Here is a 22,422-nt window from a genome sequence, read left to right as displayed (position 1 = left end):
TCTCCTTGAGTTAGCCTCCGGGCGGCGTTTGCCCCCGGAGTTGGAACGTGATGTATTCGGTCGTGAGCGCCAGCGCCTGCGCCTGATTGAACGCCGAACCGCGCAGCGCGCTGCGCAGCCACAGCCCATCGATCAGCGCCGCCAGCCCCTTGGCCGCCAACCGCGCCTGCGGCTGCGGCATGACGCGGCGAAATTCGGCGCACAGGTTGGAATAAAGCCGGCGGCCGTTCACCTGTTGCAGCCGGTTGAGCTGCGGCTGGTGCAGGCTGCTGGCCCAAAAGGCCAGCCAGGTCTTCATCGCCGCGCTGTTGATCTGGCTGTCGTCGAAGTTGCCGGCGACGATCGCCTGCAGCCGCGCCGCCGGGCTGTTATCGGTGAGCGCCTGCAAGCGCAACTTCACCGCCTCGCCCAGATGGCTGATCAGATAGCGCATCGTGGCTTCCAGCAGGCCGTTCTTGTCCTTGAAATAATGGCTGATGATGCCGTTGGAAACGCCGGCCCGCCGCGCGATCTGCGCGATGGTGGCGTCATGCATTCCCACTTCGTTTACCGCGGCGAGCGTGGCATCAATCAACTGCTGCCTTCTGATTGGCTGCATTCCTACCTTTGGCATATTTCGACTCTCACAAAACCGACTTCGGCCTTATCTCAGCGGGCAAATTTCACTGCCGTTTCGCCCGTGATTCAGGTCATCATGAGGACTATTAAACTTTTTTTTGATTGAACGTTCAATAAAAATTGCATATATTTTATTGCCGCCTGGTTAAAAATTTGTACTATCTGGTTGTGGAACTGGCTGATTTTTGTGAGGTAATTAACGAATCTGACCAAAATCAGTGGCTGTAAGCGGTTCCCGCCGCGAAGCGCTCCGGTGCTTCAGCAACAGGCGAAAGCGGCGTTACTCAGGCCATTCCCATGGGGATGGCCGCCGCCTTCATTCGCCCGTTTTCCGGCGGCGCCAACGCGCCCCGAAATGCGGAGCGGCACGATTTTACTCAGTTCAGAGGATGACGATGACAACACGCGAAACCTCCTCCAAACCGCAGCAGGACCGCCTCAACCCTGTGGTTTTCTTCACCTCGGCGGGGCTGATCCTGGCCTTCTCGCTGATGACCATCTTTTTCACCGACTTCTCCGGGCAGTGGATCACCCGCACGCTGAATTGGGTGTCGACCACCTTCGGTTGGTACTACCTGCTGGCGGCGACGCTGTACATCGTGTTCGTGGTGTTTATCGCCGCCTCGCGCTTCGGTTCCATCAAGCTCGGGCCGGAACAGTCCAAACCGGAGTTCAGCCTGATGAGTTGGGCGGCGATGCTGTTCGCCGCCGGCATCGGCATCGACCTGATGTTCTTCTCGGTCGCCGAGCCGGTGACCCAGTACATGATGCCGCCGGAAGGCGACGCGCAAACGCTGGAGGCCGCGCGCCAGGCGATGGTCTGGACGCTGTTCCACTACGGCCTGACCGGCTGGTCGATGTATGCGCTGATGGGCATCGCCCTCGGCTACTTCAGCTATCGCTACAATCTGCCGCTGACCATCCGCTCGGCGCTGTACCCGATCTTCGGTAAGCGCATCAACGGCCCGATCGGCCACAGCGTGGACATCGCCGCGGTGCTCGGCACCATCTTCGGCATCGCCACCACGCTGGGCATTGGCGTGGTGCAGCTCAACTACGGCCTCAAGGTATTGTTCGAGATCCCGGAAAACCTGACGGTGCAGGGCTCGCTAATCCTGCTGTCGGTGATCATGGCCACCATCTCGGTGACTTCCGGCGTCAACAAGGGCATCCGCATCCTGTCCGAGCTGAACGTGCTGCTGGCGCTGGGTCTGATCCTGTTCGTGTTGTTCTTCGGCGACACCGAGTTCCTGCTCAACGCGCTGGTGCTTAACGTCGGCGATTACGTCAACCGCTTTATGGGCATGACGCTCAACAGCTTCGCCTTCGATCGGCCGGTGGAATGGATGAACAACTGGACGCTGTTCTTCTGGGCCTGGTGGGTGGCGTGGTCGCCGTTCGTCGGCCTGTTCCTGGCGCGCATCTCGCGCGGGCGCACCATTCGTCAGTTCGTGGTCGGCACGCTGATCATACCGTTCGTGTTTACCCTGCTGTGGCTGTCTATCTTCGGCAACAGCGCGCTGTACCAGATCATCCACGGCAACGCCGAGTTTGCTCAGGAAGTGATGCAGTTCCCGGAGCGCGGCTTCTACAGCCTGCTGGCGCAATACCCCGGCTTCACCTTCAGCGCCTCGGTGGCCACCATCACCGGCCTGCTGTTCTACGTCACCTCGGCGGACTCCGGCTCGCTGGTGTTGGGCAACTTCACCTCGCGCCTGGCCGACATCAATAATGATGCGCCGAACTGGCTGCGGATTTTCTGGTCGGTGGCCATCGGCCTGCTGACCATCGGCATGCTGATGACCGACGGCGTGCCGGCGCTGCAGAAAACCACGGTGATCATGGGCCTGCCGTTCAGCTTCGTGATCTTCTTCGTGATGGCCGGGCTGTATAAATCGCTGCGGGTGGAAGACTACCGCAAGGCCAGCGCGCTCAGCACCCTGGCGCCGGTGCCGGTCTCCAGCCACGACGTGCTCAACTGGAAACAGCGTCTGTCGCGGGTGATGAACTACCCGGGCACGCAGTACACACAGAAAATGTTGGATAAGGTTTGCCGTCCGGCGATGCAGGACGTGGCGCGCGAGCTGGAGTTGCGCGGCGCGAAAGTGGAGTTCAGCGAAGTGCCGCCGACCGAAGACGAACGCCTGAACCACCTAGAGCTGCTGGTGCACCTGGGCGAGGAACAGAACTTTATCTATCAGATCTGGCCGATGCGCTACTCGGTGCCGGGCTTCACCTACCGTGCCCGCTCCGGCAAGTCGCACTACTACCGGCTGGAAACCTTCCTGATGGAAGGCACCCAGGGCAACGACCTGATGGACTACAGCAAGGAACAGGTGATTGGCGATATCCTCGACCAGTATGAGAAGCACCTGAACTTCCTGCACATTCATCGCGAAGCGCCGGGGGGCACCCTGACCTATCCTGATTAAAATAATGCCATTCCCACCAGCCCTATTAGTTGGTGGGAATATACTCCCCAAAAAAACTCAATACATATTTATTCCAAACCCCATCAAAAAACATCATAAGTATCTTTTTTGAAGATTAAAAGACACTCCAAGACAATTAAAACCCTATAAACTACAAATAGTTAAATTTATTTTGCATAAACAAAAACATCATTTATACCTTACCAGCATAGATAAAATGATGACCATGCATACAATATCATAAATTTCCTCAGCCAAACTTTCAATTCTTTCCTATAATTACTTAGCCTTAAAAAAAGAACTGCAAGTCATTAGTAAAAAACATTATCACAATGAGGAATTAAATTATGGCTGAGATAAAATACGAAAAACAGATTGCCAGCATTTATTATGCAATCACTCGGAAAAGCCCACCTGAAAAAGATTTAAAATCACTTAGTGAAAATTTACAGAAAAATGGACCTGCGGGTTTAGAGGATTTAATCACAAGGCTAATGAAGACGCCTGAAGCAAAAGAAATATATGGTGGATATCATAATAACTTTGAGATCATGTTTTTCTTTTTTAACACCATTCACGGTAGAACCATGGGAGAAATAGAGTTTAAGCTCTGGTCAAACGAATCATATATCAACCCTAATCTCAATAATAATCTCTTCAAAATTACTAAGGAACTTGTAACTAATACGGCACCATGGCCTCAACTGAACGACGACTGGAGTATAAATAATAGTTATGAATATAATTACCCGGTACAACGTCAGATAGATAGGGAGCATTTTGTAGACAACGGAAATCAGGCTCTTTATCCTGGCTCTCCCTCCCCATCATCAACGAATGAAACTGATAGCACAGCTGATATTCAAGGCATTTTTCATATCTTAGGGGCAGGAATCACCCGTGATGTGATTGAGTATTGGGCTCCATTAATCAATAACCATGAAAGAACATTACTTCAAGCCACAGAAAAATTTATTAATGATCGTCCATATCTAAGTAAAGTAACTAATAAGACATTTATACAAAAGTTATTCGAGAATGGTTATGAGCGTTCAGCATCTGATAATGAATTGAACTTTTATGTCAATCTATTATCAACGGGAATATCTCGTGGAGAGATTGCAATAAAATTAATGAATACATTAAAAGAAAGTAACAATGAACAAGATCACGTTGCAAGGGAACATTTAAAAGGCGCTTCATATGTTTATAAAGCAGGAGAACTGCCTCCTTTAGAGTATCAGGAGTTTATCGCCGAACTTTATTTAGCTGGCGCGGGAAGAAATCTAAACTCTGAAGCACTATTTGGCTGGAGCCAAAAAATGGCCTCAGGTACCAGCTACGACAAAATGGTAGATATTTTACTCAATACTTCTGAGTTCACTCGCATATCAACATATTTAGAAATTACCGCATACGCGCAAAAAGTGTATAATTTTGTTTATGGACATGATGCAGATAGCGCCACAATACAGCAACTTGTTACCCTATCCGATAAAGGTGAGATAATTAAAAGTGTAATAAACAGCGCACTAAATACCACTGCGGGCACAACAAATGAATTTCATGAGAAGTTCCAATTCATATTTAGAGTTGCAGACAGCCTGAATTATAAAACCTATGCGACATTGACAAACAACTCAGATAACTATCTTTCTAGTAGTGTTAATTCTGGGTTGCTACATAATATCAGTAAAATAGAAATGTCAAAATTAGAAAAAATAGATATCAATCTTGCAACAAAAAGCAATATTAACCTTAATCAGGCAGCAAACATTAAGCAAATAAGCATTAGCGGAAACCAACCTGTGAAAATAGCTTTGCCCGATAATAATGTTAATGATTTTATTTTCGCTTATATTAACGGAAGCATTTCAGAGTTAACGTCTAAAAAAGCAAACACATTATTAATGTTAACACAGTCAGCTGATATCACCACAGCGCCAACTCATTTTAATTTTGGTATCGGTAACGATTTTCTTGGATGGACAGGAAATAATAGCAACAAATCTGGAAATAAAATAAACACTTTGTTTACGGCAGATGGCGGTAACGGAGTCAACTCAATATCTGCGAACTTTATCAATACTCGAACTGAAATAACAATCACCAAAGGTATTAATGGTGCTCCAGACACAAAGAGCATCCAATATACAAGCAATCTCGATCAATTTAAAAACTTCTCGCTTATCGACTTATATAAATACACAGGTCAAATATCAACATTAACTTATACAAAAAATGTAGATGGCACTATATCCAGAATATCATCAGTAATCAGCAACACTTTAGATTATGATATATTTAATGAAAACACCAACATCATTAGTGGAGGGAATATTAATCAAATTGGCAAAGCAGGGTTCTCATTTATAAACACAGCGAATCAATCAAAACCTGCCACTGCAGATATAGTTTCCGTTATCAACATACCTAAAGAGGCGGCAAATTTTTATATTGGAAACCGCAGTGACGGACCTTACTCTGTGAGTAATGTAAATTACTCACTGAAATTTAAGAATGATGTAACAGAATTAAACTTCATTACCAATCAAAAAAATGGTGAAGACACATTAAACAAATCGGTGGAATCATCTGGCACTAAAAGCGTTATTTATGCAGGAGCATTTGAGTTAATGGGGGAAAACCTGAGGAATGTTAATATAAAAACCGTAGGGGAATCAAATGACAAAAATGGTTTGACGTTAAAATTAACCAAGTCACATGTTGAAAAAATAACTATTGAAGGCACACACAAAATAAAATTGAATGCTATTCTTGGAGGAGATAACAATACTACTGAATTTACTATTGACGCTTCAAAAAACCCTGGTGTAGATCTTTCGATTGAACCTGATTTATTTACAACAATAAGTAAGAACATCGTCATTTTTGGCGGTTCGCAAGGCAATAAATTTGCACTCTCGAATTCAATATACCGAGAGGTATCAAGCACTATAAAACTCATCGGCGGCGATGGGGACGATTATTTTGACGTGAGTGATATCGTAACAGCCATTGGAGGAAAAGGGGCAGACATGTTTAATATTATGTCAATCGCTAAAAACACCAGTACTCTTTATGATTTTAATGCACGAGAAGATATTATCGCTCTCAGTGATGATAATTTTTATATTTCAGGAAGAAAAGAAGGGGAGAAAATACCTTTCGTAGATAACGTTAGTGGAGGGAGTAGCTTGGACAACTATGGATATATAGAGTTCATTTCAGACCCAGAAAACCCATTGCAATTTAAAGGGAAGGCTGGTGTCGTTTCCACTCTGGACAGTAATTTGAAAAAAGATACGTATATCGTGGTGGATCTTAATAATAACAAAATATTTGATAACTCAGATGCACTAATAAAAATATCCGGACAGCCAGATACTGAACTCCTTGCATCACAACTATATTATTAATAAAAAACAGGAATTGGTTAAAATATAAACATGCAGTAACCATTCTGTCGCTAAAATGTAAAAGCCCGATGAGTACATCGGGCTTTTTAGGGCTAAATTGTGTCAACCATATTAGTATTGGTCACTGCTCGGCCGGCAAATCGGCTTTCAACAGCACCAGGGAACCGGCCAGCAACACCAGATCCTTGATTAAAAAGCTGGTGGCGCCGGCCATGGCGGGAAAACCGCCGGCGGAGGGCTCCCAGGCGCCCGGCGTGGAAAAGATCAGCGTCAGCGTGGTCAGGTAGGTCACCGTCGATCCGATCGCCCCCAGCAACCCCAGCCGTCGCGACCAGAATCCCGCCAGCAGCAGCAAACCGAAGCTCCACTCGGCGACGCCCAGCGCATAGCTGGCGCCGCGGATGCCGAACGCCTGGTGCATCCAGCTCAGCAGCGGGCTGTTGCCGATCAGTGGCACCAGTCCCTGCGCTTCGTAATCAAACCACTTGGCGTAGCCGAAGGCGGCGAAGATCACCACCAGCGCCGCGCGCATAAAGATAACGTCCCCATTCGAGCGCTGAAAGCGCCGCAGCCATGTCGCCAGCATCATCCTCTCTCCTTATGTTGCCCGCGGCCGCCGCGGTTTGCCGCTTGCGACCGCGGGGTACGGCGGCTTACTGCCCCATCGCGTCCTTTTTCATTTCGTCTTTCTTCATGCCGTCTTTGGCCATACCGTCTTTCGCCATGCCATCCTTTTTCATGGCGTCTTTCCCCATCTTGTCTTTCTTCATGCAGTCCTTGCCCATGCACGCTTTCTTCATCCCATCTTTCGCCATGCCGTCGTGCGACATCTGGCTCATGCCGTCCTTTTTCATCGCGTCTTTGCTCATGCCGTCCGCGGCGTTGGCGCCGGCCACGCCCAGCATCAGCGCGCTGCACATCATCATTGCGAATAACTTTTTCATGGTATTTCCTTCCGTCATGTCAAAGGCACCGGAGTGCCGGAGAATGGCCGGCGGCCGCCTCAGCTGCCGCCTCAGCTGCCGCCAAACCAGTTGTAACCCTGGTCTTCCCAGTAACCGCCCGGGAAGCGGTTGGTGACCTCGATCACCTGAATGTGCTTCGGATTCTTGTAGCCCAGCTTGGTCGGCATGCGCAGCTTCATCGGGTAGCCGTACTTGCGCGGCAAGATCTGGCCGTCGTAGGTCAGCGCGATAATCGTCTGCGGATGCAGCGCGGTGGCCATGTCGATACTGGTGTAGTAGTCGTCGGCGCATTTGAAGCTGACGTAGCGGGCGCTCAGATCCGCGCCGATCGCCTTGAGAAAGGTGGCGAACGGCACGCCGCCCCACTTGCCGATGGCGCTCCAACCCTCGACGCAAATATGACGCGTCACCTGGCTGACCTGCGCCATCCGATGCAGCTGCGGCAGGCTCCAGGCGCGCTTGTCCTGCACCAACCCCGCCACCTCCAGCCGATAGTCGTCGCCGTTGATGTAGGGCGCGTCCTCCTCGGCGTAAAAGGCGTTGAACGGGAATGGCCGGGTGATCATCGACTCCGGGTAGACCGGCGCCAAACGATCGCCGTTGAACAGCCAGCCCTGCACCCGATCGTTGAGGCGCGAAATGCGGCTCAACGCCTGCTCGACGCTGGCGTTGCCGCTGAGATCGCAGCCGGTAAGCATGGCGATACCGCCCAACGTCAGGCCGTTGCGCAGAAAGCGGCGGCGGGATGACGCGGTCAACAAGCGCTGCGCTTCTTTGACGATCGCCTGCCCTTCAACGATCGTCATGATCTGTTTATCCTTTTCCATCATTCACTCCTTAGCGTCCGCGCAGCATGGCCAACAGCGTGCGGGGCACCAGCGCCACCATCACCAGATGGATCGCGACGAAGGCCACCAGCGCCGACATGGCGAAAAAGTGGATATAGCGCGCCGCTTCATAGCCGCCGAGCAGCGTGCGCAGCAGTGGAAACTGCACCGATTTCCACAGCACCAGTCCGGACAGCGCGCTCAGCACGCCAAGGAGCATCACCGACAGGTAGGCCACGCGCTGCACCATGTTGTAGTGGCGCAGATCGGCGTGCTGCAACCGGCCGCGCAACGCCGCGCCGACATCGGCGAGAAACTGCTTCGGGCTGAGCGGCCAATATTTGCGTTTGAAACGCCCGCTGGTCAGGTTAAGCAGCAGGTAGCACAGCCCGTTGACGCCAAACAGCCACATGCCGGCGAAGTGCCACTGCAGCGCGCCGCCCAGCCAGCCGCCGAGCGTCAGCTCGTTGAAAAAGCTGAAGTTGAACAGCGGCGAGGCGTTGTAGATGCGCCAGCCGCTGGTCACCATGATCAGCATCGCCAGCGCATTCAGCCAATGCGTTAACCGCAGCCACAGCGGATGTACGGTCTGTCGTTGTTCCGGGGTGAGAGTGAGGCTCATAACGATTCCTGCCAGCTAACGATGCGATGAACCGAGTATTCCCCGGATTTGTTCCCCAAGACCTCACGCAGAGTTAAATAAAATGTGATAACTCCGCCGGTGGCGGTTGTGTAGACTTCAGAGAGAATCGGGCAATCAGCGGTAATGAGAATGGACAAGCCAAAACGAATTTTGATCGTCGAAGACGACGGCGACATCGCCGAGCTGCTGCAGCTGCATCTGCGTGACGAGGGTTACGCCATCAGCCACGCCGCCGACGGCAATCAGGGCATGGCGATGCTGGAACAGGGCGGCTGGGACGCCTTGATCCTCGATCTGATGCTGCCGGGCGTGGACGGATTGGAGATTTGCCGCCGGGCGCGCACCATGACGCGCTACACGCCGATCATCATCACCAGCGCGCGCTCCAGCGAGGTGCACCGTGTGCTGGGGCTGGAGCTGGGCGCCGACGACTATCTGGCCAAACCCTTTTCCATGCTGGAGCTGGTGGCGCGGGTCAAGGCGCTGTTTCGCCGTCAGGAGGCGATGAGCCGCAACCTGCGCATGGACGCCGGCGCGCTCAGCTTCAACGATCTGACCATCGATCCTATCGCCCGCGAGGTGCGCCTGCACCAACAGCCGCTCGAGCTGACGCCGCGCGAATTCGACCTGCTGTACTTTTTCGCCCGCCACCCGGGCCAGGTGTTCTCGCGCCTCAGCCTGTTGAATCAGGTCTGGGGCTATCAGCACGAAGGGTATGAGCACACCGTCAACACCCATATCAACCGGCTGCGCATCAAGATCGAGCGCAACCCGGCGGAACCCGAGCGCATCCTCACGGTGTGGGGCATGGGCTATAAATTCGCGGCCGCGCCGCAAGAGTGAGCCATGAAAAACCTTACGTTAGCGCAACGCCTCACGATTATCTTCGCGCTGCTGATCGTCATCGGCTGCGCCTTTTCCGGCTGGATGCAGGTGCGCAGCAATACCCAGTACAGCCAGGGGGTGATCCAGCGCCTGTCCGGCAACCTGGCGCAGCATATCGCCGACAGCAATCCGCTGCTGGGGGTGAACGGGCCGGATCCACAGGCGGTGCATACCCTGTTCGATCAGCTGATGGCGGTGAACCCCAGCGTTGAGGTTTATCTGCTCGACAAACAGGGCGCAATCATCGGCAACGCCGCGCCGGCCGGGCATCTGAAGCGGCAGCGGGTCGCGCTGGCGCCGCTGCAGGCGCTGCTCGATGGCGCGCAGATGCCGGTGTACGGCGACGATCCGCGCAGCGCGGACGGGCGCAAGGTGTTCAGCGTTGCGCCGCTGAAGGTCGACGGCCGGGTCGAGGGCTATCTGTATGTGGTTTTGCTCGGTGAAGAGTACACGGCGTTGGCCAGCAACGCCCAGTTCAACTCGGCGGCCAGGATGGCGCTGTGGACCTCCGGGGTGATGGTGCTGTTCAGCCTGCTGGCCGGCGGTTTCGCGTTCTACTGGGTCACTCGCCCCATCCGGCGCCTGACCCGTCAGGTCAATGCGCTGGACAGCGGCGGCATTGAGGCGGTGCAGGCCTACGCGGCGCTACCGGCGGTGGCGGCCGGGCGCGACGAGGTGAGCCAGCTGCAACAGGCCTTCCACCGCATGGCGCAGCGCCTCGCCGAACAGTGGCAAACGCTGGCGCAGCAGGATCGGCTGCGGCGCGAATTCATCGCCAACGTCTCGCACGATCTGCGCACCCCGCTCACCTCGCTGCACGGCTATCTGGAAACGCTGTCGGTCAAGGCCGCCACCCTGAGTGACGCCGATCGGCGGCGCTATCTGGAGATCGCGCTGGCGCAGAGCCGCAAGGTGGGCAAGCTGGCGCAGGAGCTGTTCGAGCTGGCGCGGCTGGAGTACGGCGTGGTGAAACCGCAGAAAGAACCCTTCTCCCTCAGCGAACTGCTGCAAGACGTGTTCCAGAAGTTCGAGCTGGCGGCGGAGGCGCGCAATCAGCGGCTGCACGCCGACATCGCTCCCGGCATTCCGCCGGTGTTCGCCGATCTCAGCATGATTGAGCGGGTGCTGACCAACCTGCTGGACAACGCCATTCGCCATACGCCGCCCGGCGGCGACATTGGCGTGCGGCTGTGGCGGCAGGAAGGTCGGGTGATGGTGCAGGTCAGCGACAGCGGCCCCGGCATTCCGCAGACGCTGCGCGCCGATCTGTTCGTGCGGCCGTCGATCCTGAGCGGCGCCCGACGCCCCGCCGGCGGGCTGGGGTTAATGATCGTGCGGCGTATTCTGCAGCTGCACGACAGCGATATTCAGCTGATCGAACAAGCGCAAAGCGGCGCCTGCTTCCGCTTCGCCATTCCGCCGCGTTAACACGACACAACGGTTATTGTGCGATCGGGAACCGCAGGCTGAAGAGGATGTTGGCGACAGGCGCGCGCCCGATACATTCGGCGCGCACCTCACCGCCGTGCAGCGTCATGATGGCGCGCACGATAGACAGCCCCAGCCCACTGGCATGATTGCCGGCGCTGCGTGCGGGATCGGCGCGATAGAAACGATCGAACAATTTTTCCAACTGTGCCGGCGCGATCGGCTGCCCCTGATTGATGACCTGCACCCACCAGGCATCGGCGCGCCGTTCAGCCCGCAGGACGATCAGGCTGTTTTCGTCGGCATAACGTACCGCGTTGGCCACCAGGTTGCTCAGCGCCCGCTGGAACAACATCGCGTCCGCCTTCAGCTCGCCTTCCCCCTCGCAGCTCAGCGCGATGCCGCGTTCTTCCGCCAGCCCTTCGAAGTAATCCGCCACCCGCCGCAGCTCGGCCGCCACATCCAGACGACTGTAGTTCAACGCGGACTGCGCCTCACCGGCGCGCGCCAGAAACAGGATGTTTTCCACCATGCGCGAAATGCGCTCCAGCTCATCCATATTGTTCGACAGCAGGGTTTCGTACTCTTCCACGCTGCGGGATTGATACAGCGCCACCTGACACTGGCCCATCAACGCGCCCACCGGGGTGCGGATCTCATGGGCCAGATCGGCGGAAAACTGCGTCAGCCGCTGATAACCTTCATTCAACCGATCGAGCATCGCATTGAACGAACGGGTCAGCTGCTGCAATTCCTTCGGCGCCCCCTGTTCGCTGAGGCGCGTCGACAATGTATTGGGCGCGATCTGCGACGCCTGCGCCGCCATGCGCCATAGCGGCTTCAATCCCCGGCGCATGACCCCATAGCCCAGCAGCGCAATCAGCAGGAAAGCCACAATGACCGCCGCGACAATGCGCCACAGGTAACGCGCCAGCATCTTCTGCTCGTTGACCATCACGTGCGCGGCGGAGATCTGCAGCAAACTGCCGTCTTCCAGGCGCACCATCGCCGACGCCGCGCGCAGCGGCACCCCCTGCGCCGTTTCCCCGCCGCGCACGGCGGCCAGCGTCTGCGCCTGTTCGGGCGGCGTCGGCGCGATCGGCGGCAGGGCCACCCTGGCCGGATTCACATTGATGAGCGGCTTTTGCCCCGGGATTTGGAAAATCAGCACGTCCTGTTCATTGCCCAGCATATTTTCGAACAGGCCGTTATTGGCGGTCAGACGCGCCAAAGGAAAGCGCTGCCCCAGTAAATGGCGGAAATACTCGATGCGCCCGGTCACCTGCAGATCGCTGCGGAGCGTCATTTCCTGACGCATGGCGCCGAACAGATACCAGCCCGCCCCGCTCACCACGCAGGCGGCCACCAGCGCGAACAGCATGGCGGTGCGCAGCGTCAGCGACACCGGCCGACGTGAAGCGCGGGCGTTCACGAGCGCGGCTCGCAAACATAGCCGATGCCGCGCACGCTGTGGATCAGCTTGACGTCGAACGGCCGATCTATCTTGGCGCGCAGGCGTTTGATCGCCACGTCAACCACATTGGTGTCGCTGTCGAAATTCATGTCCCACACCTGAGAGGCTATCTGCGTGCGCGACAGCACTTCGCCTTCGCGCCGCACCAGCAGATGCAGCAGCATGAACTCCTTGTTGGTCAACGGGATCACCTGATCCTGGCGCACCGCCCGGCGGCGCAATACGTCCAACTGCAGATCGGCGATGGCGTAATGATCGGCTTCGCGCGCCGGCCCGCGGCGCAGCAAGGTGCGCAAACGCAGCACCAGCTCGGTAAAGGAAAACGGCTTGATAAGATAGTCGTCCGCGCCCAGCTCCAGACCGTGGATGCGATCCTGCACGCCGTCGCGGGCGGTGAGAAACAGGATCGGTACGTCGCTTTTCTTGCGCAGCACCTCGATGACCTGCCAGCCGTCCAGCCCCGGCAGCATCACGTCGAGCACGATCGCATCGTAATCCTGCTCCAACGCACGAAACAGCCCATCGGTGCCGGTGCGCGCCAAATCGACGCCGTAGCCCGCCTCACCCAGCCCTTTCTTCAGGTAATCCCCTGTGCCGATATCGTCTTCAACAACCAGTATTCGCATGCTCGCCACCTCGTTACGTCTGCAAAAATACTAGCAGTTTCGGCGGACAAACTTGATGACATTAATGTCATCAAACGGCCATGGCGCTGACCCAGTAGGTCAACCATGCTTAACCGGCAAACTCATTTCAGGAGAACGTTATGATTACCCGTCATCGTATAGCCGGTTTATTGTTATCCACATTACTGCTGTCCAGCGGCTTGGCCGCCGCCGCCCAACCGCCGGGCAAGGTGATTGCGCCGCTGCGCGGCACCATCAGCCAGGTTGCCGACGGCAATCTGCAACTGACCGATCGCAAAGGCGAGACACTCAGCGTCAAGCTGAACGATCAGACCAAAGTGCTCAGCGTTTCCAAAGCCACGCTGGACGACATCAAACCGGACAGTTTTATCGGCACCGCCGCCGTGCCGCAGCCGGACGGCACGCTCAAAGCGCTGGAGGTGCACGTGTTCGCCGCCAGCCTGCGCGGCACCGGCGAAGGGCATTCGGCTTGGGAATCCGCCGACGGCAAAGTGGACACCATGACCAACGGCACCGTCGGTAAACTGCTCAAATCCAACGGCCGCACCCTGACCGTCACCTACGGCAACCAGCAGAAAACCGTCGTCGTGCCGGAAGACGTGCCGATCGTGACGCTGGATCCGGGCGATCTGAGCCTGCTGAAACCGGGCGTGCACATTGTGCTGTTCTCCGCCGTCAACGATAAGGGCGAACGCATCGCCACCCGCATTTCCGCCGGCAAAGACGGCACCGTGCCGCCGATGTAACCGGAGGAAAGCCATGAAAACCAACGCGTCGCGGCCGGTGCATCGCTGGCCGGTTCGAATCACTCATTGGATCAACCTGTTCGCCATGGTGTGCATGTTCATGAGCGGTTGGGAAATCTACAACGCCTCGCCGCTGTTCGATTTCCGCTTTCCGCCGCAGATGACGCTGGGCGGTTGGCTGGGCGGCGCGATTGGTTGGCATTTGGCGGTGATGTGGCTATTGGCGCTCAACGCCGTCTGCTATCTGCTGTGGAGCCTGTTCAGCGGTCATTTTCGCCGCGATCTGTTGCCGCTTCGCATCGGCACGCTGCGGCAGGATATCTGGCTGGCGTTGACGCTGCGCCTGCGCCACCGGCATGGCCACTATAACGCCATTCAGAAACTGATGTACCTCGGCGTACTGGCGCTGGGTCTATTGCTGGTGCTGTCCGGCCTGGCGATTTGGAAGCCGGTTCAGCTGCAGGGATTGGTCGCGCTGTTTGGCGGCTTCGATTTCGCACGCTACGTGCATTTTTTCGCCATGGCCGGCATCGGCCTGTTCGTGGCGATCCACGTCTTTATGGTGGCTGTCGTGCCCAAAACCCTGTGGGCGATGATAACGGGTGGCAAACATGAATGAGAAAAAACAGCGGGCAGCCGCGCCGACGCTGGAACCGGACCAAAAAAAGCAGTTGGTCAATCTGCAACGCCGGCTGATGTTGCGCTCCGGGCTGACGCTGGGCGGCATCGCCATGCTCACCGGTTGCAACCTGCAAGACGGCGATCGGGTGGATAAGGTGCTGTGGGCCATGTCGCGCTGGAACGACCGGGTGCAGGCCTGGCTGTTCAGCGGCCAGCGGTTGGCGCAAACTTACCGCCCCGATCAGATTACCCAGCCTTTCCCCTTCAACGCGTTTTACCCGGAATACAACGTCCCCGAGATCGATCTTGCCGGCTATCGGCTTGAGGTCGCGGGGAAAGTGGAGAAAAAAGCGCCCTGGACGCTGGAACAGCTGCAGCGGCTGCCACAGCAAAGTCAGATCACGCGTCTGATCTGCATTGAGGGCTGGAGCGCCATTGGTCAATGGGGCGGCGTGCCGCTGCGCACCTTTCTGCAGCACGTCGGCGCGGATCTGAATGCCGGTTACGTCGGCTTCAAATGCGCCGATCGTTACTACGCCAGCCTCGACATGGCCACCGCGCTGCACCCGCAGACCATCCTGGCGCTGGATTTCGGCGGCAAGGCGCTGCCGGCGGACTATGGCTACCCGCTGCGGCTGCGCGTGCCAACCAAACTGGGGTTCAAAAACGCCAAACATATCGCCGCGATCTTCGTCAGCGACGTCAATCCGGGCGGCTATTGGGAGGATCAGGGCTACAACTGGTTCAGCGGCATTTAGTTTTGCGCGGCGCTGCGCACAACCCTCATCGGCGGCTGGAGGATTGTCTCCGCCGCGGTTAATAATCTGTTCGTCACAAAGGGGATAACTATAGGAAAAATAATAGTAAAAAGGATTTTATCATGGAGATTGATGTGAGGGAGTCACATACAGGGGTAGCAGACACATACAGGTATCAGATTGCGGTCAGAAAAGATGATGGTAAAACGGCCATCTATCATTTGGATTTCAAGAAAATTGGGCAAAACATGCACCATTGGTTTGCCCCAGTGTATGTGGACACGACTCTCCTCAATAATGCTTTCTCTCTGGAGTTTTATGATGTTAAGGCGTTGAGCGACGCAGACAGGCATCGGCGCTCAGCTTTCGATACCTATACCGCAATGCATTACACCCTTTTCCAACGCGAACGATTATTCGTAGTTGGCATTGGAGAAACCCTTCTCAAGTTTGCCTATCAGTATCATGCCAGGATCATCTTAAGCGCACCGTTAAGGCCAGCATTAGCTAAAATTTATGATTTTTTGTTGAAAAAATACGCTCACAAAGGGCATTATTTATACAAAATAGAGTTTATAAAGGACGGCCTCTATGTCATCGAAATCCCGCGTAGCCCCCATAGCATCCCACACTTACCAGCAGCACGTTAAGGAACAGCGCCTGAAAGAGATGCAAGCTTTCCACAAAGAGTGGTGGGAACAAAGGCGCCGCGAATGGCGTGAACGCGGCGGCATTGAAGCAAGTGAAGCGCCCGCACGTGGCATCGATACCGAACTTTCATCCTGATTCCGGTTCGTTCTTATTCTTCTCCCGCCGTCAGCAATGCAATCCCCGCTTGCTCAATGGCCTCCCGCGCGGCGGCGGGCAACCCTTCGTCGGTAATGACGGCGTCAAAGGCAGCGATCGGCAGCGCCAGGTAGGTCGCGACCTTGCCGTATTTGGACGTATCGCTGAGCAGAATGCGGCGGCGGCTGGCCTCGACGATGGCCTTCTTCACCATCACCTTGTCTTCGTTCGGCGTCGACAGGCCGCGCATGCTCCACGAAGAGGCGGAGATGAACGCCAGATCGATAAACAGACCGCGCAGCGCCTGTGCCGCCGCTTCGCCGACGCAGGAGCGGTTTTCCCGGCACACGGTGCCGCCGGTGTGGATGATTCTGCACTGGCTGTGTTCGATCAGGAAGCCGGCGATGACAAAGTCGTTGGTCACCACCGTCAAATCGTCACGTTCACCGATCTGTTTCGCCAACGCCAGCGTGGTGGTGCCGGCATCCAGATAGATACAGCTGCCAGCGGGAATTTGCCGCGCCGCCAGCCGGCCAATGGCGAGTTTCTGCCGGCTGAACATCCCCTCTTTGGCCTGGTGCGAAGGTTCGCTCGCCACCCGCTCGGGCGCCTGCACGCCGCCCGAGACCGACTGCACCGCGCCCTGTTCCTCCAGCTTTTGCAAATCACGGCGGATCGTCATGTGCGACACCCCCAGCCGTTCGGTCAGCTCGGCAATGCTGACGACGCCGCGTTCGGATACCAGCGCAAGAATTTGTTGATGGCGTTCTACAGGTATCACGGTTCCCTCTCGTTGCTGCGGTGATAATAATTGTGATTTTACGTCAATTTTCGTTCACCGATAGCCCTAATTTTTCGCGGCGTGACGACGCGCGCAGTTAGGCCAGGTAAACATAAACTTATTTAAAAACATAATAGTAATGTTGATACGGGCCAGAAATCAGACGAAAAATTCGTTTCACATATTGTTAATTATTGTGATATCGATCGCGGATAAACCGTCGACAAGCGCTTACATTTAACACAACAAAACAAATTATCACTAAAATTAACAGGAGTGCAGTATGACACACCCAGGGAATTATGCCGTCTGCATCATCGGACTGGGCGCGATGGGCATGGGCGCGGCGCGTTCGTGCCTCCGCGCCGGATTGACCACCTACGGGGCGGACCTGAATCCGCAGGCGCTGGCGACGCTGCAACAGGCTGGCGCGAAACAAGCGTCTACCAGCGCCTGCGACTTCGCGGCCGAGCTGGACGCCGTGCTGCTGCTGGTGGTGAACGCCGCCCAGGTGAAGCAGATCCTGTTCGGCGAACAAGGCCTGGCGCCAAAGCTCAAGCCAGGCACCGCGGTGATGGTCTCTTCGACCATTTCCGCCGATGACGCCAAACAGATCGAGCAACGGCTGCTGGAATACGGGCTACCGATGCTGGACGCGCCGGTTTCCGGCGGAGCGGCCAAGGCGGAGGAAGGCCAGATGACGGTGATGGCCGCCGGCGCCGACGCCACCTTCGAGCGTCTGCAACCCGTGTTGGACGCCATCGCCGGCAAGGTTTACCGCATCGGCGAGACGATCGGCCTGGGCGCGACGGTAAAAATCATCCATCAGCTGTTGGCCGGCGTGCACATCGCCGCCGGAGCGGAAGCCATGGCGCTGGCCGCCCGCGCCGGCATCCCGCTGGACGTGATGTACGACGTGGTCACCCACGCCGCCGGCAACTCCTGGATGTTCGAAAATCGCATGCGCCACGTGGTCGACGGCGACTATGCGCCCAAATCGGCGGTGGATATCTTCGTCAAGGATTTGGGACTGGTGGCGGATACCGCCAAGGCGCTGCACTTCCCGCTGCCGCTGGCCTCTACCGCTTTCACCATGTTTACCGCCGCCAGCAACGCCGGTTACGGTAAAGAAGATGACAGTGCGGTAATCAAAATCTTTGCCGGCATCGATCTGCCGCAGAAAAAGGAGGCGCTCTGATGCTGCTTGGCGTAATCGCGGATGACTTTACCGGCGCGACCGACATCGCCAGTTTTCTGGTGCAAAACGGCCTGCCGACGGTGCAGCTGAACGGCGTGCCGCAAGACGAAACCCAGATCAATGCGCAGGCGGCGGTCATCAGCCTGAAATCGCGTTCCTGCCCGGCAGAACAGGCGGTCGAACTGTCGTTGCAGGCGCTGGCCTGGTTGCAAAAACAGGGCTGCCGCCAGTTCTACTTCAAATACTGCTCCACTTTCGACAGCACCGCACAGGGCAATATCGGCCCGGTGACCGACGCCCTGCTCACCGCGCTGGGGGAAAATTTCACGGTTGTCTCACCGGCGTTGCCGGTAAACGGCCGCACGGTCTATCAGGGCCACCTGTTCGTCGGGGAACAGCTGCTGTCTGAATCCGGCATGCGTCATCACCCGGTCACGCCAATGACCGACAGCAACCTGCTGCGCCTGATGGAATCCCAGGCCGCCGGGCGCTGCGGGCTGGTGACGGCGGCGGAAATGGATCGCGGCGCCGAGGCGGTCAGCGAGAAGCTGCGCCAACTGGCCCAGGAAGGCGTGCGCTACGCGGTGCTGGATACGCTCAACGAGCGGCATCTGCTCATCCAGGGTGAAGCGTTGAAAACGATGAAGCTGGTGACCGGCGGTTCAGGCCTGGCGATCGGCCTGGCGCGGCAATGGGCGCAAAGCGGCGATCGTGCGGCAGAGGCGGCCGGCGCGCCGCAGGGGGAAAAAGCGGCGGTGCTGTCGGGCTCGTGTTCTGTGATGACTAACCGGCAGGTGGCGCACTATCGCGAGCGCGCTTCGGCGCAGGCCATCGATATCGACCGTTGCCTCGAACCGCAGGCACGCGCCGCCTACGCCGCCGAGTTGGCGCACTGGGCGCAGCATCACGCCGGGGAGGCGCTTGCCCCGCTGATCTACGCCACCGCGGCGCCGGAAGCGCTGCAGCAAACGCAACGGCAGCACGGTAGCGCCGCCAGCGAGGCGGTGGAGGCATTGTTCGCCGAACTGGTGGTGCAACTGCGCCAGTTGGGATTCAGCCGCTTTATCGTCGCCGGCGGAGAAACCTCCGGCGTGGTCACGCAGGCGCTGGGCATTCGCGGCTTCCATATTGGCCCCAGCATTTCCCCCGGCGTTCCCTGGGTGCGCGCCAGCGATCGGGCGATTTCCCTGGCGCTGAAATCAGGCAATTTTGGCGATGAAGCCTTCTTCGCGCGCGCGCAAACGGAGTTTCCAGTATGACCATGACCATCGAACAACAGGCGCGCGAAGAGATGGTGCGCCTCGGCGCCTCGTTTTTTCAACGCGGTTACGCCACCGGTTCCGCCGGCAACCTCTCGCTGTTGCTGCCGGACGGCGCGCTGCTGGCGACGCCGACCGGCTCTTGCCTGGGCGAGCTGCAGGCCGATCGCCTGTCTAAAGTGAGCCTGAACGGCGACTGGCTCTCCGGCGACAAGCCGTCGAAAGAGATCAGCTTTCACCGAGCGCTGTATCTGAACAATCCTGAATGCAAAGCGGTGGTGCACCTGCATTGCACCTACCTCACGGCGCTCTCTTGCCTGCAGGGGCTGGACGTCGACAACGCCATCAAACCGTTCACCCCCTATGTGGTGATGCGCGTCGGCAAGGTGCCGGTGGTGCCCTACTATCGCCCCGGTGACGAAAGGCTGGCGCAGGATCTGGCTCGCCTGGCGCCGACCCACCGCGCCTTTTTGCTGGCCAACCACGGGCCGGTGGTGACCGGTAAAAACCTGCGAGCGGCGGCGGACAATGCCGAAGAGATGGAAGATGCGGCGCGGCTGATCTTCACCCTCGGCGATCGTCCGATCCGCTATTTGACCGATGATGAAATTGCCGAATTACGGAGCTGACCCATGCCTAAATTTGCCGCCAATTTATCGATGATGTTTACCGAGGTGCCGTTCCTCGATCGCTTCACAGCCGCTGCCGAACAAGGCTTCAGCGCGGTGGAATTCATGTTCCCTTACGAATATCCCGCCGAGCTGTTGGCCGAAAAGCTGCGCGAACACGGCCTGCAACAGGTGCTATTCAATACCGCGCCCGGCGATGTCGCCGCCGGCGAATGGGGGCTGGCGGCGCTGCCGGGCCGCGAGCAAGATGCGCGCGCTGATATCGATCGCGCGCTGGCCTACGCCATCGCCCTTTCCTGCCCCTGCGTGCACCTGATGGCCGGCGTGGTGCCCGCGGGCGCGGATCGGCAGCGTTATCTCGACACCTTTATCGCCAATGCGCGCTATGCCGCCGACGCCTTCGCCCCGCACGGCGTCAAGGTGCTGATCGAAGCCCTCAGCCCGCCGGTCAAGCCCGACTACCTGTTCGCCAGTCAACATCAGGCGGCGGAAGCGGTGGCGGCGATCGAGAGACCGAACGTGTTCATCCAGTTCGACTTTTTCCACGCGCAGTTAGTGGACGGCAATATCAGCGGGCTGCTGGAAACGCTGGCCGGGCGCTACGCGCATATCCAGATAGCCTCGGTGCCGGATCGTCATGAACCGGACGAGGGCGAACTGAATTACCCGTGGCTGTTCGACAAGCTGGATGCGCTCGGCTATCAGGGCTGGATCGGTTGCGAATACCGCCCGCGCGGCGACACCGCCGCCGGACTCGGCTGGCTGAAGCCTTACCGCTAAAGCCGCACGCCGACACCAGGAAAACGATTTTATAACAATGAAACGCACCCGTATCGCCACGCGGCGATCGCGGTGCCCAACGCTTACCCAACGAAAGGCTTTTTTCATGTCTACCTCTCTGCTGTTGCTGATTGCCGTACTCGGCGTGGTGCTGCTGTTATTGATGGTGATCAAGGCGAAGGTGCAACCCTTTGTCGCGCTGTTGGTGGTCAGTCTGCTGGTGGCGTTGGCCAGCGGCATTCCGACCGGTGAAGTGATGAAAGTGATGACCGCCGGGATGGGCGGCGTGCTCGGCTCGGTGACCATCATCATCGGTCTGGGGGCGATGCTCGGGCGCATGATCGAACACTCGGGCGGCGCCGAGTCGCTGGCGCAACGCTTCAGCCAGGGGCTGGGGCCGAAACATACCGTCGCCGCGCTGACCCTCGCCGCATTTATCCTCGGCATTCCGGTCTTCTTCGACGTCGGCTTTATCATTCTGGCGCCGATTATTTACGGCTTCGCCAAGGTCGCCAAAGTGTCGCCGCTGAAGTTCGGCCTGCCGATGGCCGGCGTGATGTTAACGGTACACGTCGCGCTGCCGCCGCACCCCGGCCCGGTCGCCGCCGCCGGCCTGCTCAACGCCGACATCGGTTGGCTGACCATCATCGGCCTCGCGATCTGTATTCCGGTCGGCGTGATCGGCTATTTCGCCGCCAACTACCTCAACCGCAAAACCTATCCGTTATCGATAGAGGTGCTGGAACAGCTGCAGCTGGCGGCGCCGGAGCCGCGGCCGGAAGATCACGCGCCCCTCAGCGATCGCATCAACCCGCCCGGCGCCGGCCTGGTGGCGGCGCTGATCGTCATCCCGATCGCCATCATCATGCTCGGCACCGTCTCCGCCACGCTGTTGCCGGCAGGCTCGGCGCTGCGCGATGCGCTGTCTCTGCTGGGGTCGCCGGCGGTGGCGCTGATGATAGCCCTGCTGCTGGCCTTCTACTTCCTGGCGCTGCGCCGCGGCTGGAGCCTGCAACACGCCAGCGACGTGATGGGCGCCGCGCTGCCGACCGCCGCGGTGGTGATCCTGGTGACCGGCGCGGGCGGCGTGTTCGGCAAGGTGCTGGTGGAATCCGGCGTCGGCAAGGCGCTGGCCGAAGTACTGACGGCCATCGGCCTGCCGCTGGTGCCCGCCGCCTTTATCATTTCGCTGGCGCTGCGCGCTTCACAGGGTTCCGCCACCGTGGCGATTCTGACCACCGGCGGCCTGTTGTCAGAAGCGGTCAGCGGGCTGAATCAGCTGCAGCTGGTGCTGGTGACGTTGGCGACCTGTTTTGGCGGGCTGGGGCTTTCCCACGTCAACGACTCCGGTTTTTGGATCGTCACGCGCTATTTGGGGCTGTCGGTGGCCGATGGCCTGAAGACCTGGACGGTGCTGACCACCCTGCTCGGTCTGAGCGGCTTTCTGTTCACCTGGCTGTTGTGGCTGGCGGTGTGATTTCTCTGGCATACTGAACGCCGTTGTTTTTCATCGCCTTTCACCCTGT

The 22,422-nt window shown here is 57.3% G+C and carries 21 protein-coding genes; 13 read left to right on the top strand and 8 right to left on the bottom strand.

What is annotated here, in order from left to right; genetic code table 11:
• Positions 1–10: 10 nt before the first annotated feature.
• Complete coding sequence (betI, locus tag J0F90_RS07465; protein ID WP_004939107.1) at positions 11–613, bottom strand: transcriptional regulator BetI; 603 nt, start codon at positions 611–613, stop codon at positions 11–13.
• Positions 614–1,013: 400 nt separating this feature from the next.
• Here betI and J0F90_RS07460 point away from each other — a divergent pair, with 400 nt between their 5' ends.
• The gene (locus J0F90_RS07460) at positions 1,014–3,050 is read left to right on the top strand and encodes a choline transporter (protein WP_015377179.1); all 2,037 of its coding nucleotides are present in this window, start codon (positions 1,014–1,016) and stop codon (positions 3,048–3,050) included.
• A gap of 347 nt (positions 3,051–3,397) precedes the next feature.
• Positions 3,398–6,469 carry a DUF4214 domain-containing protein gene (locus J0F90_RS07455; RefSeq protein WP_033640909.1) on the top strand — a complete coding sequence of 1,024 codons (3,072 nt, stop codon included), beginning with the start codon at positions 3,398–3,400 and terminating at the stop codon, positions 6,467–6,469.
• A 121-nt stretch (positions 6,470–6,590) separates the two neighbouring features.
• Here the strand turns inward: J0F90_RS07455 and J0F90_RS07450 are convergent, their stop codons facing one another.
• The 4 genes from J0F90_RS07450 to J0F90_RS07435 form a co-directional block, all read right to left on the bottom strand.
• Positions 6,591–7,058 (bottom strand): YkgB family protein, encoded by a 468-nt coding sequence (locus J0F90_RS07450; RefSeq protein ID WP_033640910.1) that lies wholly within the window; start codon positions 7,056–7,058, stop codon positions 6,591–6,593.
• Positions 7,059–7,122: 64 nt separating this feature from the next.
• A complete protein-coding gene (locus tag J0F90_RS07445; protein WP_033640911.1) occupies positions 7,123–7,413 on the bottom strand; it encodes a pentapeptide MXKDX repeat protein in 291 nt (96 codons plus the stop codon).
• A gap of 71 nt (positions 7,414–7,484) precedes the next feature.
• A complete protein-coding gene (locus J0F90_RS07440) occupies positions 7,485–8,261 on the bottom strand; it encodes a molybdopterin-dependent oxidoreductase (RefSeq protein ID WP_033640912.1) in 777 nt (258 codons plus the stop codon).
• A gap of 10 nt (positions 8,262–8,271) precedes the next feature.
• Positions 8,272–8,883 (bottom strand): cytochrome b/b6 domain-containing protein, encoded by a 612-nt coding sequence (locus J0F90_RS07435; RefSeq protein ID WP_016928493.1) that lies wholly within the window; start codon positions 8,881–8,883, stop codon positions 8,272–8,274.
• A gap of 150 nt (positions 8,884–9,033) precedes the next feature.
• Here J0F90_RS07435 and J0F90_RS07430 point away from each other — a divergent pair, with 150 nt between their 5' ends.
• Both J0F90_RS07430 and J0F90_RS07425 read left to right on the top strand, forming a co-directional pair.
• Positions 9,034–9,747, top strand: a complete 714-nt coding sequence (locus J0F90_RS07430; RefSeq protein ID WP_033640913.1) for a response regulator transcription factor — start codon at positions 9,034–9,036, stop codon at positions 9,745–9,747.
• 3 nt (positions 9,748–9,750) lie between these two features.
• Positions 9,751–11,217 carry a sensor histidine kinase gene (locus J0F90_RS07425; protein ID WP_033640914.1) on the top strand — a complete coding sequence of 489 codons (1,467 nt, stop codon included), beginning with the start codon at positions 9,751–9,753 and terminating at the stop codon, positions 11,215–11,217.
• 13 nt (positions 11,218–11,230) lie between these two features.
• On the opposite strand, the gene J0F90_RS07420 is transcribed toward J0F90_RS07425, so the two are convergent.
• Both J0F90_RS07420 and J0F90_RS07415 read right to left on the bottom strand, forming a co-directional pair.
• Complete coding sequence (locus J0F90_RS07420) at positions 11,231–12,649, bottom strand: heavy metal sensor histidine kinase (RefSeq protein WP_033640915.1); 1,419 nt, start codon at positions 12,647–12,649, stop codon at positions 11,231–11,233.
• Positions 12,646–13,317 carry a heavy metal response regulator transcription factor gene (locus J0F90_RS07415; RefSeq protein ID WP_016928497.1) on the bottom strand — a complete coding sequence of 224 codons (672 nt, stop codon included), beginning with the start codon at positions 13,315–13,317 and terminating at the stop codon, positions 12,646–12,648. The genes J0F90_RS07420 and J0F90_RS07415 overlap by 4 nt, the downstream gene beginning before the upstream one ends.
• Before the next feature lie 140 nt (positions 13,318–13,457).
• Between J0F90_RS07415 and J0F90_RS07410 the strand changes: the two genes are divergently transcribed.
• The 4 genes from J0F90_RS07410 (at position 13,458) to J0F90_RS07395 (ending at position 16,113) form a co-directional block, all read left to right on the top strand.
• Positions 13,458–14,084 carry a hypothetical protein gene (locus J0F90_RS07410; RefSeq protein WP_033640916.1) on the top strand — a complete coding sequence of 209 codons (627 nt, stop codon included), beginning with the start codon at positions 13,458–13,460 and terminating at the stop codon, positions 14,082–14,084.
• Positions 14,085–14,097: 13 nt separating this feature from the next.
• Positions 14,098–14,703, top strand: coding sequence for a cytochrome b/b6 domain-containing protein (locus J0F90_RS07405; protein WP_033640917.1), 606 nt, complete (start codon positions 14,098–14,100; stop codon positions 14,701–14,703).
• Positions 14,696–15,463, top strand: a complete 768-nt coding sequence (locus J0F90_RS07400; RefSeq protein ID WP_033640918.1) for a molybdopterin-dependent oxidoreductase — start codon at positions 14,696–14,698, stop codon at positions 15,461–15,463. Before J0F90_RS07405 ends, J0F90_RS07400 begins: the two co-directional genes overlap by 8 nt.
• A gap of 122 nt (positions 15,464–15,585) precedes the next feature.
• Positions 15,586–16,113, top strand: coding sequence for a hypothetical protein (locus J0F90_RS07395; protein WP_042706764.1), 528 nt, complete (start codon positions 15,586–15,588; stop codon positions 16,111–16,113).
• 149 nt (positions 16,114–16,262) lie between these two features.
• On the opposite strand, the gene ygbI is transcribed toward J0F90_RS07395, so the two are convergent.
• Complete coding sequence (gene ygbI / locus J0F90_RS07390) at positions 16,263–17,030, bottom strand: DNA-binding transcriptional repressor YgbI (RefSeq protein ID WP_033640919.1); 768 nt, start codon at positions 17,028–17,030, stop codon at positions 16,263–16,265.
• A 283-nt stretch (positions 17,031–17,313) separates the two neighbouring features.
• On the opposite strand from ygbI, the gene ltnD reads away from it, so the two are divergent.
• From ltnD to J0F90_RS07365, 5 genes are all read left to right on the top strand, one after another.
• The gene (gene ltnD / locus J0F90_RS07385) at positions 17,314–18,228 is read left to right on the top strand and encodes an L-threonate dehydrogenase (protein ID WP_033640920.1); all 915 of its coding nucleotides are present in this window, start codon (positions 17,314–17,316) and stop codon (positions 18,226–18,228) included.
• Positions 18,228–19,487 carry a 3-oxo-tetronate kinase gene (gene otnK, locus J0F90_RS07380; RefSeq protein ID WP_016928504.1) on the top strand — a complete coding sequence of 420 codons (1,260 nt, stop codon included), beginning with the start codon at positions 18,228–18,230 and terminating at the stop codon, positions 19,485–19,487. The genes ltnD and otnK overlap by 1 nt, the downstream gene beginning before the upstream one ends.
• Positions 19,484–20,116, top strand: a complete 633-nt coding sequence (gene otnC / locus J0F90_RS07375) for a 3-oxo-tetronate 4-phosphate decarboxylase (protein WP_016928505.1) — start codon at positions 19,484–19,486, stop codon at positions 20,114–20,116. The genes otnK and otnC overlap by 4 nt, the downstream gene beginning before the upstream one ends.
• A gap of 3 nt (positions 20,117–20,119) precedes the next feature.
• Positions 20,120–20,896, top strand: a complete 777-nt coding sequence (gene otnI / locus J0F90_RS07370; protein WP_033640921.1) for a 2-oxo-tetronate isomerase — start codon at positions 20,120–20,122, stop codon at positions 20,894–20,896.
• 106 nt (positions 20,897–21,002) lie between these two features.
• Entirely contained in the window at positions 21,003–22,373 is a 1,371-nt protein-coding gene (locus J0F90_RS07365) for a GntP family transporter (protein ID WP_016928507.1), read from the top strand.
• Positions 22,374–22,422 lie beyond the last annotated feature (49 nt).

Origin of the sequence: Serratia marcescens subsp. marcescens ATCC 13880 (genome assembly GCF_017299535.1) — a bacterium.
Classification (GTDB): Bacteria; Pseudomonadota; Gammaproteobacteria; order Enterobacterales; family Enterobacteriaceae; genus Serratia; species Serratia marcescens.
This window is presented reverse-complemented; position numbering and strand designations above follow the sequence as displayed.

What these genes read in the sequence shown, in the direction of transcription:
- J0F90_RS07410 (WP_033640916.1), top strand. Translation starts at nt 13,458, where the DNA reads ATGATTACCCGTCATCGTATAGCCGGTTTATTGTTATCCACATTACTG.
- J0F90_RS07445 (WP_033640911.1), bottom strand. Translation starts at nt 7,413, where the DNA reads ATGAAAAAGTTATTCGCAATGATGATGTGCAGCGCGCTGATGCTGGGC.
- J0F90_RS07400 (WP_033640918.1), top strand. Translation starts at nt 14,696, where the DNA reads ATGAATGAGAAAAAACAGCGGGCAGCCGCGCCGACGCTGGAACCGGAC.
- J0F90_RS07405 (WP_033640917.1), top strand. Translation starts at nt 14,098, where the DNA reads ATGAAAACCAACGCGTCGCGGCCGGTGCATCGCTGGCCGGTTCGAATC.
- otnC (WP_016928505.1), top strand. Translation starts at nt 19,484, where the DNA reads ATGACCATGACCATCGAACAACAGGCGCGCGAAGAGATGGTGCGCCTC.
- J0F90_RS07435 (WP_016928493.1), bottom strand. Translation starts at nt 8,883, where the DNA reads ATGAGCCTCACTCTCACCCCGGAACAACGACAGACCGTACATCCGCTG.
- J0F90_RS07365 (WP_016928507.1), top strand. Translation starts at nt 21,003, where the DNA reads ATGTCTACCTCTCTGCTGTTGCTGATTGCCGTACTCGGCGTGGTGCTG.
- J0F90_RS07415 (WP_016928497.1), bottom strand. Translation starts at nt 13,317, where the DNA reads ATGCGAATACTGGTTGTTGAAGACGATATCGGCACAGGGGATTACCTG.
- otnI (WP_033640921.1), top strand. Translation starts at nt 20,120, where the DNA reads ATGCCTAAATTTGCCGCCAATTTATCGATGATGTTTACCGAGGTGCCG.
- J0F90_RS07430 (WP_033640913.1), top strand. Translation starts at nt 9,034, where the DNA reads ATGGACAAGCCAAAACGAATTTTGATCGTCGAAGACGACGGCGACATC.
- otnK (WP_016928504.1), top strand. Translation starts at nt 18,228, where the DNA reads ATGCTGCTTGGCGTAATCGCGGATGACTTTACCGGCGCGACCGACATC.
- J0F90_RS07425 (WP_033640914.1), top strand. Translation starts at nt 9,751, where the DNA reads ATGAAAAACCTTACGTTAGCGCAACGCCTCACGATTATCTTCGCGCTG.
- J0F90_RS07440 (WP_033640912.1), bottom strand. Translation starts at nt 8,261, where the DNA reads ATGGAAAAGGATAAACAGATCATGACGATCGTTGAAGGGCAGGCGATC.
- J0F90_RS07460 (WP_015377179.1), top strand. Translation starts at nt 1,014, where the DNA reads ATGACAACACGCGAAACCTCCTCCAAACCGCAGCAGGACCGCCTCAAC.
- ltnD (WP_033640920.1), top strand. Translation starts at nt 17,314, where the DNA reads ATGACACACCCAGGGAATTATGCCGTCTGCATCATCGGACTGGGCGCG.
- J0F90_RS07395 (WP_042706764.1), top strand. Translation starts at nt 15,586, where the DNA reads ATGGAGATTGATGTGAGGGAGTCACATACAGGGGTAGCAGACACATAC.
- J0F90_RS07455 (WP_033640909.1), top strand. Translation starts at nt 3,398, where the DNA reads ATGGCTGAGATAAAATACGAAAAACAGATTGCCAGCATTTATTATGCA.
- betI (WP_004939107.1), bottom strand. Translation starts at nt 613, where the DNA reads ATGCCAAAGGTAGGAATGCAGCCAATCAGAAGGCAGCAGTTGATTGAT.
- J0F90_RS07450 (WP_033640910.1), bottom strand. Translation starts at nt 7,058, where the DNA reads ATGATGCTGGCGACATGGCTGCGGCGCTTTCAGCGCTCGAATGGGGAC.